General features: G+C 59.3%; 9 protein-coding genes. 6 read left to right on the forward strand and 3 right to left on the reverse strand.

Going from position 1 to position 15,218, the window contains the following annotated elements; translation table 11 throughout:
- Positions 1 to 62: 62 nt before the first annotated feature.
- Positions 63 to 296: a DUF3203 family protein gene (locus tag AC1DIH_RS13435; RefSeq protein ID WP_477772029.1), complete on the reverse strand. Its 234-nt coding sequence runs from the start codon at positions 294 to 296 to the stop codon at positions 63 to 65.
- Between the two features lie 206 nt (positions 297 to 502).
- Between AC1DIH_RS13435 and AC1DIH_RS13440 the strand changes: the two genes are divergently transcribed.
- From AC1DIH_RS13440 to glgB, 3 genes are read left to right on the forward strand one after another with little or no spacing between them, the layout of a single operon-like run.
- Positions 503 to 2,497, forward strand: a complete 1,995-nt coding sequence (locus AC1DIH_RS13440; protein WP_477772030.1) for an alpha-1,4-glucan--maltose-1-phosphate maltosyltransferase — start codon at positions 503 to 505, stop codon at positions 2,495 to 2,497.
- Positions 2,498 to 2,535: 38 nt separating this feature from the next.
- Complete coding sequence (treS, locus tag AC1DIH_RS13445; RefSeq protein ID WP_477772031.1) at positions 2,536 to 5,877, forward strand: maltose alpha-D-glucosyltransferase; 3,342 nt, start codon at positions 2,536 to 2,538, stop codon at positions 5,875 to 5,877.
- Complete coding sequence (gene glgB, locus AC1DIH_RS13450; protein ID WP_477772032.1) at positions 5,874 to 8,108, forward strand: 1,4-alpha-glucan branching protein GlgB; 2,235 nt, start codon at positions 5,874 to 5,876, stop codon at positions 8,106 to 8,108. Before treS ends, glgB begins: the two co-directional genes overlap by 4 nt.
- A gap of 110 nt (positions 8,109 to 8,218) precedes the next feature.
- Here glgB and AC1DIH_RS13455 read toward each other — a convergent pair whose 3' ends face one another.
- Together AC1DIH_RS13455 and AC1DIH_RS13460 are read right to left on the reverse strand one after the other, a co-directional pair.
- Positions 8,219 to 11,107, reverse strand: a complete 2,889-nt coding sequence (locus tag AC1DIH_RS13455) for an RHS repeat domain-containing protein (RefSeq protein ID WP_477772033.1) — start codon at positions 11,105 to 11,107, stop codon at positions 8,219 to 8,221.
- 143 nt (positions 11,108 to 11,250) lie between these two features.
- On the reverse strand, positions 11,251 to 12,117 hold the full coding sequence (locus AC1DIH_RS13460; RefSeq protein ID WP_477772034.1) for a universal stress protein: 867 nt from the start codon (positions 12,115 to 12,117) through the stop codon (positions 11,251 to 11,253).
- Between the two features lie 227 nt (positions 12,118 to 12,344).
- Here AC1DIH_RS13460 and AC1DIH_RS13465 point away from each other — a divergent pair, with 227 nt between their 5' ends.
- The 3 genes from AC1DIH_RS13465 (at position 12,345) to AC1DIH_RS13475 (ending at position 15,097) form a co-directional block, all read left to right on the forward strand.
- Positions 12,345 to 12,956 (forward strand): MiaE family protein, encoded by a 612-nt coding sequence (locus AC1DIH_RS13465; protein WP_103314364.1) that lies wholly within the window; start codon positions 12,345 to 12,347, stop codon positions 12,954 to 12,956.
- A gap of 155 nt (positions 12,957 to 13,111) precedes the next feature.
- Positions 13,112 to 13,819, forward strand: a complete 708-nt coding sequence (locus AC1DIH_RS13470) for a winged helix-turn-helix domain-containing protein (protein WP_477772035.1) — start codon at positions 13,112 to 13,114, stop codon at positions 13,817 to 13,819.
- Entirely contained in the window at positions 13,820 to 15,097 is a 1,278-nt protein-coding gene (locus AC1DIH_RS13475) for an ATP-binding protein (RefSeq protein ID WP_477772036.1), read from the forward strand.
- Positions 15,098 to 15,218 lie beyond the last annotated feature (121 nt).

Raw genomic sequence — 15,218 nt, forward strand, 5'->3', positions numbered from 1 at the left:
CCCGGCAGACGCGGTGACAGCACCTGTCACAAGCGTTTGCGGCGGTCTCTGATCTGCGTCAGTCAAATCACCGAATCACTGCTGGTGACCATCAGGTGCCGACGACCATCGATGGCACCTGCTACGGTTAATGCGTCGGCTTCTGCTTCGGTGATGTAGAAGCGCTGACCATCGAGCTCCACCGCCGACATAGCTTTATCCGCGTCGGTGATGATGGTGACATCGGCAGCAAGGCGAATCTCTTCGCCATTCTCGGTAATGAAGAAGCAGACCTGGTTTTCGATTCGCACGGGCATGGGGGGCACCCTTTTCTGCGGGATCTAAAGGTTAGGGCACGGGGCTTGCTCATCGTTCGGTGTAACCGATTAGTGGTCATGGAGCGTGGCTAAAGTGAAAGGATCTGAACTTTTAGCAGCGCCCGGCGCTCGGAACCTAAGTAGCGTCATGCAGCAGCACACGATCAAGCACAGGAGCGTCCATGGGGCGTAAGGGGCGAGGCTCGATGACGACTGAAAAACCGACGGAGCTGCAGTACAACCCGCAACTGCCACTGTCGCAGGCTTTGCTGCTGCCGCGGATTATTATCGAAAACACCATGCCGGTGATCGATGGCGGCCAGTTCGCGGCCAAGGCTATCGAACGGCAGGCTGTAAAGGTGACGAGCAAGGTTTTCGCTGACGGTCACGACGTGCTTGCGGTGCGCGTGCGTTGGCGTGCCGAGGCCGACTCGATCTGGCAGAGCGAAGTCATGACCGATCTCGGTAATAACACCTGGCAGGGGCAGTTCAGCGTCGCAACGCCGGGTAGGTATCGGTTTTGTATCGAGGCCTGGATCGATCAGTTCGCCAGTTTCTGTCATGAACTGGAAAAGAAACACACAGCGGGTGTGCCCGTCAGCCTGGAGCTGCAAGAAGGGCGCATCCAGGTGCTGCAGGCGGCGGAGCGCAGTGACGGTCCGTTGAGCAAGAAGCTTACGGCGCTGCACCAAGAGCTGGCCGGGCTGCTTGAAACCGAGCAAGTCGCGCTGTTTCTGCACCCACGCAGTGCCCGGTTGATGGCCGAGGCCGATCTGCGTCCCTACCTCAGCCTGAGTCCGGAGTACCCGCTGGATGTCGAGCGCGAACGTGCGCAGTTCGCCAGTTGGTATGAGTTGTTTCCCCGCTCGATCACCGATGATCCGGATCGCCACGGTACGTTCAACGATGTGCATTCACGTCTGGCGATGATCCAGGACATGGGCTTTGACGTGCTGTACTTCCCGCCGATCCACCCGATTGGTCGCAGCTATCGCAAAGGTCCCAACAACGCCCTGACTGCCGGCCCTGATGACCACGGCAGCCCGTACGCCATCGGCGGTATCGAGGGGGGGCACGAGGCGATTCACCCGCAATTGGGCAGTCGCGAGGACTTCCGTCGTCTGGTCAAGGCCGCCGCCGCACACGGGCTGGAGATTGCGCTGGATTTCGCGATTCAATGCTCCCAGGACCATCCGTGGCTGAAGCAGCATCCGGGCTGGTTCAACTGGCGACCGGACGGCACCATCAAATACGCCGAGAACCCGCCGAAGAAATACCAGGACATCGTCAACGTCGACTTCTACGCCAGCGAGGCGATTCCGAGCCTGTGGCTGGAGCTGCGCGACATCGTGGTCGGCTGGGTCGAGGAGGGCGTGAAGATCTTCCGGGTTGACAATCCACACACCAAACCCTTGCCGTTCTGGCAGTGGCTGATCGGTGATGTACGGGCGTTGTATCCCGAGGTGATCTTCCTGGCCGAGGCCTTTACCACCCCGGCGATGATGGCGCGCCTGGGCAAGGTCGGTTACTCCCAGAGCTACACCTACTTCACCTGGCGTAACACCAAGCACGAATTGGTGACGTACCTCACCGAGCTGAACCAGTCACCCTGGCGCGAGTGCTTTCGGCCCAACTTTTTCGTCAATACGCCCGACATCAATCCGGGCTTTCTCCACGAGTCGGGCCGCGCCGGCTTTCTGATCCGGGCCGCGCTGGCGACCATGGGCTCGGGCCTGTGGGGCATGTATTCGGGGTTTGAACTGTGCGAGTCGGCGCCAGTGCCGGGCAAGGAGGAATACCTCGATTCCGAGAAGTATGAAATCCGTGTCCGGGACTTCACTGCGCCGGGCAACATCATCGCCGAGATCGCCCAGCTCAACCGCATTCGCCGGCAAAACCCGGCCTTGCACAGCCATTTGGGTCTGCAGGTCTACAACGTGTGGAACGACAACATTCTGTACTTCGGTAAACGCACGGCCGATGGCAGCAATTTTATTCTGGTGGCGGTCAGCCTCGACCCGTTCAACGCCCAGGAGGCGCACTTCGAATTGCCGCTGTGGGAGATGGGCTTGCCCGACGATGCGGTGACCCAGGGTGAAGACCTGATGAACGGCCACCGCTGGGACTGGCACGGCAAGACCCAATGGATGCGCATCGAGCCGTGGAACCAGCCGTTCGGGATTTGGCGGATAACGGCTTAGACGCACCCACAGGTTCTCACTGTACTCAGGAGTTTCCAATGGCGAAGAAACCCAGGTCAGCCACCTTCAGCAACGACCCGCTCTGGTACAAGGATGCGGTGATTTATCAGGTCCACGTAAAGTCTTATTTCGACTCCGACAACGATGGAATCGGCGACTTTCCCGGTTTGATCGCCAAACTGGATTACATCGCCGATCTGGGCGTCAACACCCTCTGGTTGCTGCCGTTTTACCCCTCGCCACGCCGCGACGATGGTTACGACATTGCCGAATACCGTGGCGTACACCGTGATTACGGGAGCCTCGCCGATGTCAGGCGTTTTATTGCCGAGGCCCACCAACGCGGCTTGCGGGTGATCACCGAGCTGGTCATCAACCACACCTCCGATCAACATCCCTGGTTTCAACGGGCGCGCAAGGCCAAGCCAGGCTCAAAGGCGCGGGACTTTTATGTCTGGTCCGATGACGATCAAAAGTACGACGGCACGCGGATCATTTTTCTCGACACCGAGAAGTCCAACTGGACCTGGGACCCGGTGGCCGGCCAGTACTTCTGGCACCGTTTCTATTCGCATCAACCGGACCTGAACTTCGACAACCCTCAGGTCATGAAAGCCGTGCTCTCGGTGATGCGCTATTGGCTGGACCTGGGCATCGACGGCCTGCGCCTGGATGCGATTCCCTACCTGATCGAGCGCGACGGCACCAACAACGAGAACCTCCCCGAAACCCATGACGTGCTCAAGCGGATTCGCGCCGAGATCGACGCCCATTACCCGGACCGCATGTTGCTGGCCGAAGCCAACCAGTGGCCGGAAGACACTCAGTTGTATTTCGGTGATGTTCATGGCGATGACGGCGACGAATGCCACATGGCCTTTCACTTCCCGCTGATGCCACGCATGTACATGGCGCTGGCCCAGGAAGACCGTTTTCCGATCACCGATATCCTGCGCCAGACGCCGGAGATTCCAGCCAACTGCCAATGGGCGATTTTCCTGCGCAACCACGATGAGCTGACCCTGGAGATGGTCACCGACAAGGAGCGCGATTACCTGTGGAACTACTACGCGGCTGACCGCCGCGCGCGGATCAACCTCGGCATTCGTCGACGCCTGGCACCGCTGATGGAGCGTGACCGGCGCCGCGTCGAGTTGCTCAACAGCCTGCTGCTGTCGATGCCCGGGACGCCGACGCTGTACTACGGTGATGAAATCGGCATGGGCGACAATATCTATCTCGGCGACCGCGATGGCGTGCGCACGCCGATGCAGTGGTCGATCGACCGTAATGGCGGGTTTTCTCGCGCCGACCCGGCAAGCCTGGTGCTGCCGCCGATCATGGACCCGCTCTACGGTTACTTGTCGGTGAACGTCGAAACCCAGGCTGGCGACCCGCATTCATTGCTGAACTGGACCCGGCGCATGTTGGCGATCCGCAAGCAGTCCAAGGCCTTCGGCCGGGGCAGCTTGAAAATGCTCTCGCCGAGCAACCGGCGGATTCTGGCGTATACCCGTGAATACACCGGTGATGACGGCAAACACGAAATCATCCTGTGCGTAGCCAATGTCTCGCGCAGTGCCCAGGCCGCCGAGCTGGACCTCTCGGCCTTTGCCGGCATGGTTCCGGTGGAAATGCTCGGCGGTAATGCATTCCCGCCGATTGGCCAGCTCAACTTTCTGCTGACCCTGGCGCCGTACGGTTTTTACTGGTTTGTGCTGGCGGCGGAAAACCAGATGCCGAGCTGGCATGTCGAGCCCGCACAAAGCTTGCCGGACTTCACCACACTGGTCCTGAAAAAGCGCATGGAAGAGCTGCTCGAAGCACCGTCGCGCACTCTTTTGGAGCAAAGTGCGCTGCCAAGCTGGTTGCACAATCGACGTTGGTTCGCCGGCAAGGACTCCCGTATCGAAACGGTGCACATTGCTTACGGTGTACGTTTTGGTGATCCGCTGCATCCGGTGCTGTTCAGCGAAATCGAGGTGGTCAGCGACGGTCAGACCAGTCGTTACCAACTGCCGTTCGGGTTTCTCGCCGAAGACCAGGTCGGTGCCGCATTGCCGCAGCAACTGGCGTTGGCGCGAGTGCGGCGCGGGCGGCAGGTGGGCTTGGTGACCGACGCGTTCAGCCTCGACAGTTTCATTCGTGCGGTGATCCAGGCGATGCAGGCGCACACGGTGCTGGACTCCAGTGATGGCGAAATTCGTTTCGAACCGAGCGCCGGGCTGGTGCACCTCAATCTGGAGGCTGACTGCGACGTGCGCTATTTGTCGGCCGAGCAATCCAACAGCTCCGCGGTGATTGGCGGCAGCCTGGTGCTCAAGCTGATCCGCAAGGTCGCCAGCGGCGTACACCCGGAACTGGAGATGAGCGCTTACCTGACCGCCGCCGGGTTCAAGCATATTTCACCGTTGCTCGGCTCGGTGATTCGCCGTGATCGGCAAGGCGAAGACACGCTGTTGATGATCGCCCAAGGGTATCTGAGCAATCAGGGCGATGCCTGGGAATGGACCCAGAACAACCTTGAACGGGCGATTCGCGATGAGTTGGCCGAGGCCATGTCCGAGCAGGAACAGCACTACAACGCGCTCGGTGAATTGAAAGATTTCGCTGGCATGCTCGGTCAGCGGCTCGGGGAAATGCACCAGCTACTGGCCGCGCCCGGTGACAACCCGGCGTTTGGTACGCGGATCAGTACGCACAAGGATCAGCAGGCATTGGCGAAAGCGATTGCTGCACAACTGGAGCACGCCTTGCAGTTGCTCAAACAGCATCAGGCCCGGCTGAGCCCGGAGGACCAGGTGCTGGTGGTGCGTTTGCAGGAGCAGAAGAAAACCATACTCAGGCACATTCAGGCACTGGCGGAAAAAACGGTGGGCGGTTTGCAGATGCGTGTCCACGGTGATTTACACCTGGGCCAGGTGCTGGTGATCAAGGGCGATGCCTACCTGATCGACTTCGAAGGGGAACCGGCGCGACCGTTGCATGAGCGAAGGGGCAAACACAGTCCGTACAAGGATGTGAGCGGCGTGCTGCGTTCGTTCGATTACGCGGCGGCGATGGCCCTGGACGGGCAAGGGGTTGAAGTCACCGCGCAGACACTGGCGGCACGTCAGCGGGTGACGGAACGTTATTTGCGTGAGGCCACGGCAGCGTTTGTTCAGGCGTATCGGCAGGCAACGGCTAGTCTTGCTCATGCCTGGCAGGATCCTGCAGCCGAAGACGCCGCACTGGCGTTGTTCTGCCTGGAGAAGGCGGCTTATGAAGTGGGGTATGAAGCCGAAAATCGTCCCACTTGGTTGCCCGTGCCATTGCACGGTTTATACGGGTTGTTGAGTGGGCTCAAACCCTTTTCCTATGTGAGTGGAGAGCAGTCATGACGGAGCCATCATTGAGGGAGCAGGGACAGGTCAAAGAAGCGCTGCTGCCGGCGGCGCGAGACATCGAGGCGCTGGTGCGTGCCGAGCATCAGGATCCCTTTGCGATACTCGGCCCCCATGCCGATGGGGCCGGCGGTCAGTTCATTCGTGCCTACCTGCCGGACGCCTTGAGCGTGCAGGTGATCGCCCGTGATTCCGGCGAAGCGCTCGGCAGCTTGAACCCGACTGAAGTGCCGGGGTTGTTTGTCGGCCATTTCGACCGGGCACAGGCTTATCTGTTACGCACCCATTGGGCTGGCGGCGAGCAAACCGCCGAGGACCCTTACAGCTTCGGTCCGTTGTTGGGCGAGATGGATCTGTATCTGTTCGCCGAGGGCAATCACCGCGATCTCAGTGCGTGTCTGGGGGCGCAATTGAAGAACGTCGAGGGTGTCGACGGCGTGCGTTTTGCGGTGTGGGCGCCGAATGCCCGACGGGTCTCGGTGGTCGGCGATTTCAACGTCTGGGATGGTCGTCGTCACCCGATGCGGCTGCGTCATCCGTCCGGCGTGTGGGAGCTGTTTGTTCCGCGCTTGCAGGCGGGGGAGGCGTACAAGTACGAAATTCTCGGTGCCCACGGGATTCTGCCGCTCAAGGCTGACCCCGTGGCGCTGGCGACACAATTACCGCCGGACACAGCCTCGAAAGTCGCCTCACCGTTGCGTATCGATTGGCAGGATCAGGACTGGATGCAGTCGCGCGGCGAGCGCCACCGGCCGAGCGCGCCGCTGTCGATCTATGAGCTGCATGCCGGTTCCTGGCAGTGCGAAGTGGATGACGTCGGTGAAGTGGCGCGCCAATACACGTGGGGCGAATTGGCCGAACATCTGATCCCCTATGTGCAGAAACTCGGTTTCACCCATATCGAACTGATGCCGATCATGGAGCACCCGTTCGGTGGTTCCTGGGGTTATCAGCCGTTATCGCAATTCGCCCCAAGCGCCCGTTACGGCTCGCCCAGTGACTTTGCCGCGTTCGTCAACGCCTGCCACCTGGCCGATATCGGGGTGATCCTCGATTGGGTGCCGGCGCATTTTCCCACCGATACCCATGGCCTGGCGCAGTTCGATGGCACCGCGCTGTACGAGTACGGCAACCCGCTGGAAGGTTTTCACCAGGACTGGGACACGCTGATTTACAACCTCGGTCGCACCGAAGTGCATGGCTTCATGCTGGCGTCGGCATTGCACTGGCTCAAACATTTTCACGTCGATGGACTGCGGGTCGATGCGGTGGCCTCGATGCTGTATCGCGACTATTCACGCAAGGCCGGCGAGTGGGTGCCCAATCGCCATGGCGGTCGGGAGAACCTCGAAGCCATCGATTTTGTCCGCCACCTCAACGATGTGATCGACCTCGAAGCGCCCGGTGCGCTGGTGATTGCCGAGGAGTCCACGGCCTGGCCGGGTGTCAGCCAGGGCACGCAGCATGGCGGGTTAGGGTTCGACTACAAATGGAACATGGGCTGGATGCACGATTCGCTGCATTACATTCAGCAGGACCCGGTCTACCGCGCCCATCATCACAACGAACTGAGCTTTGGCCTGGTTTACGCCTGGTCCGAACGCTTCATCCTGCCGATTTCCCACGACGAAGTGGTCCACCGCAAGCATTCGCTGATCGACAAGATGCCCGGTGATCGCTGGCAGAAGTTCGCCAACTTGCGTGCATACCTGAGTTTCATGTGGGGGCACCCGGGTAAAAAACTGCTGTTCATGGGCTGTGAGTTCGGCCAGTGGCGCGAATGGAATCACGATCAGCAGCTGGATTGGTACTTGCTGCAATACCCGGAACACCGCGGCGTGCAACAACTGGTGACCGACCTCAACCAGCTCTACCGCGAAGAGCCGGCACTGCACGAGCAGGACGATGTGCCGCAGGGTTTCCAATGGCTGATCGGTGATGACGCGATGAACAGCGTCTACGCCTGGCTGCGCTGGAGCAAGGAAGGGCGGCCGGTGTTGGTGGTGGCGAACTTCACGCCGGTGCCGCGTCCGGTCTATCGGATTGGCGTGCCCATTGGCGGGCGCTGGAGCGAAGTGATCAATAGCGATGCGGGGATTTATGCCGGTTCCAACTACGGCAATGGTGGCGGTGTGATGACCGAAGAGGAGGGCAGCCACGGCCAACCCTTGTCGCTGGTACTGAATCTGCCACCGTTGGCAGTGTTGATGTTGCGGCCGGAGGATTGACGGGACTCGGAGCTATAAGGGCACTGGAGTGTGATGAACAGGTAACAGTAAAGCTATATAAGCCAAGTACTGTCGGTTCATTGTCGCGCCCAGCGCCTTTTTCGGCTGTTCTAATAAGGCATGGGGGTGCGCCTGCCAGTATGCCCTCGTACCTCTTTAAGTTTGATGACAACCCTTCCCTCGTTTTTCGTACTATAACCGACGTCGGTTACTGTAAAGTCTGCATGAGGGGTAAATACCAGGTCTTTTTCACCTAGTGCGGAATAAGGTGAAATCACATTGGCGGCGCTAAATCCCGTGACCAAAAAAATAACATCCTTTTTTCCGGGCATAAACCCTTCGGCAGTGGTTTTTTCTTTAGCTACCGAAAGAATACTCTTTGAATGGATTACGGAGCCGTCTTCTTTGGCAGTCATAAATTCTTCCAGCCCTGACTCAGTTATGTCTTGCCCTCGATAATAGGTTTGCGTTGATTCGTTAGCTTGTTTGTATAGCTGATAGCTTATTTGCTTGGTGTTATGGATGTTTAAACCGTTTGCGATGATCTCGATGAATCGTGCTCTTTCTTTTCCGTGTGAGCCTGAAAACTCTTGATCTCCAACTCGCTCTGTCAGCTCGCGCACYACCTTTCTCCCATTCAGGGATATTTGTGCTCCGGTTCTCATGGCCGTATTGATAACATTCGAGCCGTAAGTTGTTGAGTAAATAGCTTTGAACTCTTTCATGTAAATATATTCCTGCGAGGGTTTGCGAATAAGCTTTTGATGTTCAGTAATGGCTAGCTTAGTCATGCCTTGCGCTAAAGCGTCATCGCTGGCAGTCATTTCTTTCTGAACCCTTTTTAATGCCTTTTCGACAATGTGAAGCTCATACCCCATTTCCAGATTTGTCTCTTTCATGGTTTCAAGTGCTTTCTTTGGGTTTTTGCTGTAAGCCTTGATAAAAGAATTGGAATCCATAATTTTTCGCGCTAAGTCCCCTTGAGGGGACAGCCCATCCGGGTCGAATAACGTTATCGGATTATTCCTCACCATCCGATAAAAATTGAGCCCATCAATCGTCCCCGCCGGATCCGGATTGATCCAGCGCTGCAACCACGGCGCGTAATATCTGAAGCCAAAGTAATCAAGCCCCGTCGCATCGCGCTCCTTGCCGGAATAGCGCACGGTTTTGTACTTGGCCTCGGTTACGGAGCGACCTGCCCACCACGCGGTGCTGCCGAACGGGTAATACCATTCCTGGCTGATCAGCCTGGCTTGATGGTCGAGTTCCAGCGTACTGGATTTCAGGTGATCACCCTGGCTGTAACGCACCTGATCCTGCGCAATGTCATCAGGTTGTCTGGCGACCCAATGCAGCACTTGCACACTGTTGCTCCCGGCGGCAGCGCTAACGACATGCAGGACTTCACCGGTGCCACTGTGGCTGCGGATTTCCACACCGGGCAGGTAGCGCACCTCGCTGATCAGCGTGCGGGCGTTGGTCTGGTGGCTGCGAACTTTGCGCACGCGTTGGCCGTCGCCGTCGTAGATATACCGCTCGCGGTCGTTCTTCGCGTTTTCGCGCACCACGGGGCACACTGCCTGTAGCTGATTGCGCAGATCCCAGCTCAGGGGCTGCCCGGCTTGCAGTTCAAGCAGGTTGCCGTTGGCATCGAAGCCGGCGGCCAATTCGGCTTCGGTCGGTGGACGGCCGTCTCGCTCGGGCAGGCAACGGTTGCTGTAGCGGGCGCGGGTCAAGGTGCGGCCATGGGCCTGGGCGCCGACATGCTGCAGATCCAGCAGATTGCCGCCTGCGTCGTAATGATAGGTCTGGGTGTAGTGGGCGATCTGGTTGGGATCAGGTGGCAGGGGTTGCAAGTCCGGCAGGGCCGGGCCGCCGCTCCCGATGTCAGCCTCCGATCCACAGGCTTTGATCAACTGGTAGAGCGTGTCATACCAGTAAATCTTGATCGGCTCGACGCGCTGGTTATTGAAGTAACGGATCGGTTGCGCCGCATCCTCGATGCTCAGCACATTGCCGACCGGGTCGTAGCAGTAACTGAGGTCTTGCAGCGGCGTGCCATCGGCTTTGTGGGCGCTGAGGTTCGTCAGCCGGCCGTTGGCGGGATCGTAGCGGTGACCGGTGATCACGCCGTTGCCCGCGGTTTCGGATTCGACCTGGCCGAAGGGGTTGTAGTGGATCGCGCTCACCAGAACCTTCTCGAGCTGTCCGTCACCGGCCAGGGTCAGCCGGGTGTTTTTCAGCTGGCCGGCGACGGTGTAGGCGAAGGCTTGCAGGTTACCCAGTGCGTCGGTCTGACTCAGCGGTTCGGCGGTGGGCGCGTAGCTATTCCAGGTAGTCGCGCCGTCGCCGGTTTCGAGCAAGGCATCCCGCTCGGTCATGTTGGTCGGCCAACTGGGCGCGTCTGTGCTGAGTAAAAAATGACGCTGCTGTTGCAGCGGCGCGCCGCCGAGGCTCAGGTCCAGCAGGTGCAAGGTGCCGGCCGGGTCGTCATGGCGAATCAGCTGGCCACACCGATTGTGGGCGGCGGCGTCCGCATCGGCAGCGGCATAACTGAAGCGCTCCAGCACGTGCTCGGCAACGTCTGCTCCGCGTTCATGCACGGCCAACGGGCGCAGTAGTTCATCGTATTCGGTCCGTGAGTGGCTGCCACGGCCGTCCCAGCGTTCGACGGCTTGCCCGGCCTCACCTGGCAGCGCCAGTCGCCAGCCAGCGTCCACGCTGCGGCTCGCCAACGGTAGGCCGGACAGGCTGAAGATCTGACTCAGGTTGGCAGGGACGGATTCATCGCTCTGGGACAAGGCAAACAGATACGGATCACGGCTGGCAACTGGTCGGCCGGCAGCGTCGAACCGTTGATGGGTGACCCGCGTTTCAAGCGGATCGCCCGCCTGCCGTCGGTGGAACTGCACGGTCCTGACCGTCAGGCCACGCGAGTCTGACACCATAATGTTCGGTGTTGCGGTATCTGCGCAAACCGACGATGTTGTTGGCATCCGTGCTGGCCTTGATCAAGGTGGCGTCCTCGTCATACTGCGTGAACTCCAAGGTTATGGATACTGTAAGAACTAACAGGTCGGTGTCGGTAGGGGCCAACTCCCCGGCTCCTTGAGTGCGCAGGAGCCGCAATCGGTTGCGCTTACTTGCCGCTGGTCACCAGTTCTTCCAGGTGATCCATGATTTCCTGTGGCTTGAGTACCAGTACATCGCTTTCCAGCGAATCAAGCACCACTTCCGCGGTGTTTCCGATCAAGGCCCCCGAAAACCCGGTGCGCGCCACGGTGCCGATGACGGTCACCGACGCCTGCAATTTATGCGCGACGTGGGGAATCAGCACATCGGCCGGACCTTCTTCGATATGCAGGTGATCATCGTCGATGTCGAACTCGGCCTGGAACGCCTTGCACGCTTCGCGGTAGCGGGCCTCGATGGTTTCCTTGAGCTGGAACACCGGGTCGGCCGCCGAGAGCATGGGCGACGGATGGGCGCTGATGACGTGCAGATGGGCCTTGGCCAGGTGAGCGATGTCGAAGCCATGATCGACAATGCTCGCATGCAGCACGCGGTGCTCGGGGTCGTTGTTGCCCACGTCGATGGCCGCCAGAATCGTCCCGCCGGTCCAGGGTTTCGAGGTCTTCACCAGTAACACCGGGCTCGGGCACTGGCGCAGCAGTTTCCAGTCTTCCGGGGTCAGCAGGGCTTTCTTCAGCGGGTTGTCGTGGAAGTGTTGCTTGACCACTAGCCCGCAACCCTCGGCCTGCTGCACATCAATGATGGTTTCATGCAGGCTTTTGTTCCAGGCCTGCTCGGTGGTGACGCTATGACCGTCTTCCAGCAGGCTGGCCTTGAGCACGCTCAACAGCGCCGAATGATCGTGCTCCTTATCGCAGATCAACAAATGCAGGTGCGCTTGAGTCACCCCGGCGATCAGCTTGGCGCGCTTGAGAGCCAGGCTTTCGTTGGGCGAGGGATCAATGACCACCAGGATGCTACGGATGGCTTGCATGGTCGGAATCTCCGATGAATGAAAAACACGTCGTTGCACAACTATAGTTGCTGGTCGTGAACTCGGGTCTTGATGCATATCAAGTGCCGCGACTGGTGGTCTGCCGACAGGCACGTATAATCGGCCCCCTTCGCTGTGAACCTATTGCCCGTGAGCCTCATGTTACTGAACCCTGAAATCGTCGCCGTCCTGCCCAATGGTCCTGTTGAACTGTCGGAAGTGAGCCAATGATCCTTCCTGAAATTCACGAATTCCTTGGCTGCCGCACGCCCGACGGCTGGGTTCAGGCTGCACTGGCCGACCAGGAAACCCTGCTGATCGACCACAAGAACTGCGAGTTCAAGGCTGCCAGTACCGCGCTCAGCCTGATTGCCAAGTACCATTCGCATGTCGACCTGATCAATTTGATGTCACGCCTGGCCCGGGAAGAGCTGGTGCATCACGAGCAAGTCATGCGCCTGATGAAAAAGCGCAAGATCGAACTGCGCCAGCTGTCCGCCGGTCGCTACGCCTCGGGGTTGCGCAAAGTGGTGCGCAGCCACGAGCCGGTCAAACTGGTCGACACACTGGTGGTCGGGGCGTTTATCGAGGCGCGCAGCTGCGAGCGTTTCGAGGCGTTGGTGCCGCACCTCGACGAAGAGCTGGGCAAATTCTACTTCGGCCTGCTGAAGAGCGAAGCGCGGCATTTCCAGGGCTATCTGAAGTTGGCCTACCAGTACGGCGACGCCAAGGACATTGCGCAGGTGATCGACAAGGTTCGCGCCGCCGAGCAGGAACTGATCGAGTCCCCGGACGTCGAGTTCCGCTTCCACAGTGGCGTGCCTGCGGCAAGTCTGTGAAAGAAAACAGGCAAATTGTTAAAAACTCTTAAGAACATGAAAGTTCTCTGAAAACCGGCCCGCGAGGCCGGTTTTTGCTGTCTGGCATGCCCGGTGATGAGGGGATTGGCGCCTATAATGCGCGCTCTCATTCATCGGCTCACAGATTGGCACTTATGGACAATCAGGCGTTTGGCAAGGTACTGCTCGTTGAGGATGACGAAAAGCTCGCAGGGTTGATCGCGCACTTCCTCTCCCAACATGGTTTCGAAGTGCGGACCGTGCACCGTGGCGATCTGGCGCTGGCGGCGTTTCTCGAATTCAAGCCAAAAATCGTTGTGCTCGACCTGATGCTGCCCGGCCAGAGCGGCTTGCATGTGTGCCGCGAGATCCGCAGCGTGTCCGAGACGCCGATTGTCATCCTCACGGCCAAGGAAGACGACCTGGACCACATCCTGGGCCTGGAGTCCGGCGCCGACGATTACGTCATCAAGCCGATCAAACCACCGGTATTGCTGGCCCGGCTGCGCGCCTTGCAACGTCGCCAGACACCGGAAACCACGGTGCGCGGTTCGCTGGAGTTCGGCCGTTTGTTGATTGATCGCAGCTGCCGCGAAGTGCGGCTGGCGGGTGAGAGTATCGAGCTGACCACCATGGAGTTCGAACTGCTGTGGCTACTGGCCAGCGCGGCTGGCAAGATTCTTTCACGCGATGACATCCTCAATCGCATGCGCGGCATCGCTTTTGACGGGCTCAACCGCAGCGTTGACGTGTACATCAGCAAATTGCGCGGCAAGCTCAAGGACAATCCCAGAGAGCCGGTGTGCATCAAGACCGTTTGGGGCAAGGGTTATCTGTTCAATCCCTTTGCCTGGGAGCTCTAGATGCTAAGGCTGTTTTTGCGGCTGTACGTCATTCTTGCCGTTGGCTTCGCGGGGGCGATCTGGACGGTCAATTACATTTTTGATGAGCTGCTGCCCGAGGCCAACGAGACCTATAACCGCGACGCCATGCGCGGGCCAGCTTACAGCCTGGTCGAGTTGCTCCGTCCGGTCACCGGCGTTGCGCGTGATGAGCGCCTGGCGGAGCTGAAAACCCACTACGGCCTGCGTCTGGAGCTGGTGCAGAGCAGCGAGCTGGATCTCACTGAGCGAGAGCAAAAACTGCTGGCTGACGGTCTGTTGGTCGTGCGTGGGGATTTCAACGAATTTATCGCCAACATCGATGGCGGTTCGCAGTTGTTGAACATCAAACTCCCGGAGGCACCCAAGTGGCTGTATGTCTGGGCCTACGCCTTGCTAGGCGTGTTCCTGGCCTTTGTCCTGTATTTCTGGGTGCGACCGCATTGGCGCGACCTTGAGCTGATCAGAGTGGCCGCGCAACGATTCGGCGATAACGATCTGACCTCGCGCATTCAGTTGTCCAAACGCTCGAACATTCGCGTCCTGGCCGAGCACTTCAACCAGATGGCCGCGCGTATCGAAGGCTTGATTGCCAATCAGCGCGAACTGACGAATGCGGTGTCCCATGAGTTGCGCACGCCGATTGCGCGCTTGTCGTTTGAACTCGATCAACTCAAGCAACAGGCCGATCCGAGCGAGCGTAAAGCGCTGATTGCCGACATGTATGCCGACCTCGGTGAGTTGGAAGAGATGGTTTCCGAACTACTGACCTACGCCAGCCTTGAGCGTGGTGCCACGGTGATCAGTCTCGAAAACATTCAGGCCCACAGTTGGCTCGACAGTGTGGTCGGCAGCGTTGCCCTGGAGGCTGAGGCGGCCGGGGTGCGACTGTTGATTCGCGCCTGTGAGGTCGACTCTGTGCCGATCGAGCCGCGCTTTATGGCGCGGGCGGTGATCAACCTGCTGCGCAACGCCATTCGCTACGCCGAGCGACGGGTGGAGGTATCGCTGACGCTGGGTGAAGACGGTTATGAAGTGTTGGTCAACGACGATGGCCCAGGTGTGCCGCTGGAGGGGCGCGAGAAGATTTTCGAGCCGTTCTCCCGACTAGATACCAGTCGCGACCGTCGCACCGGCGGTTTCGGCCTGGGCCTGGCGCTGGTTCGGCGGGTCTCGCAATCGCACGGAGGCAAGGTCGAGGTCAGCGATTCGCCGTGGGGCGGCGCGTCGTTTCGCATGACCTGGGCGCAGGCTGACTGAGCCGGATCTCAGCCTCAACGCATGACCCAACACATAACCGATCACTCGTAGCAGCTGCCGAGCCTGCGAGGCTGCGTTCGGCTGCGCAGCAGTCGTAAACCCGGCTGTCCGGGTTCTACAG

It is taken from the genome of Pseudomonas sp. 05N36 (genome assembly GCF_056397385.1).

Bases quoted from the DNA above. Each gene is read 5' to 3' on its own strand.
- glgB (WP_477772032.1), top strand. From the start codon at position 5,874: ATGACGGAGCCATCATTGAGGGAGCAGGGACAGGTCAAAGAAGCGCTG.
- AC1DIH_RS13435 (WP_477772029.1), bottom strand. From the start codon at position 296: ATGCCCGTGCGAATCGAAAACCAGGTCTGCTTCTTCATTACCGAGAAT.
- AC1DIH_RS13475 (WP_477772036.1), top strand. From the start codon at position 13,820: ATGCTAAGGCTGTTTTTGCGGCTGTACGTCATTCTTGCCGTTGGCTTC.
- AC1DIH_RS13460 (WP_477772034.1), bottom strand. From the start codon at position 12,117: ATGCAAGCCATCCGTAGCATCCTGGTGGTCATTGATCCCTCGCCCAAC.
- AC1DIH_RS13470 (WP_477772035.1), top strand. From the start codon at position 13,112: ATGGACAATCAGGCGTTTGGCAAGGTACTGCTCGTTGAGGATGACGAA.
- AC1DIH_RS13440 (WP_477772030.1), top strand. From the start codon at position 503: ATGACGACTGAAAAACCGACGGAGCTGCAGTACAACCCGCAACTGCCA.
- AC1DIH_RS13465 (WP_103314364.1), top strand. From the start codon at position 12,345: ATGATCCTTCCTGAAATTCACGAATTCCTTGGCTGCCGCACGCCCGAC.
- treS (WP_477772031.1), top strand. From the start codon at position 2,536: ATGGCGAAGAAACCCAGGTCAGCCACCTTCAGCAACGACCCGCTCTGG.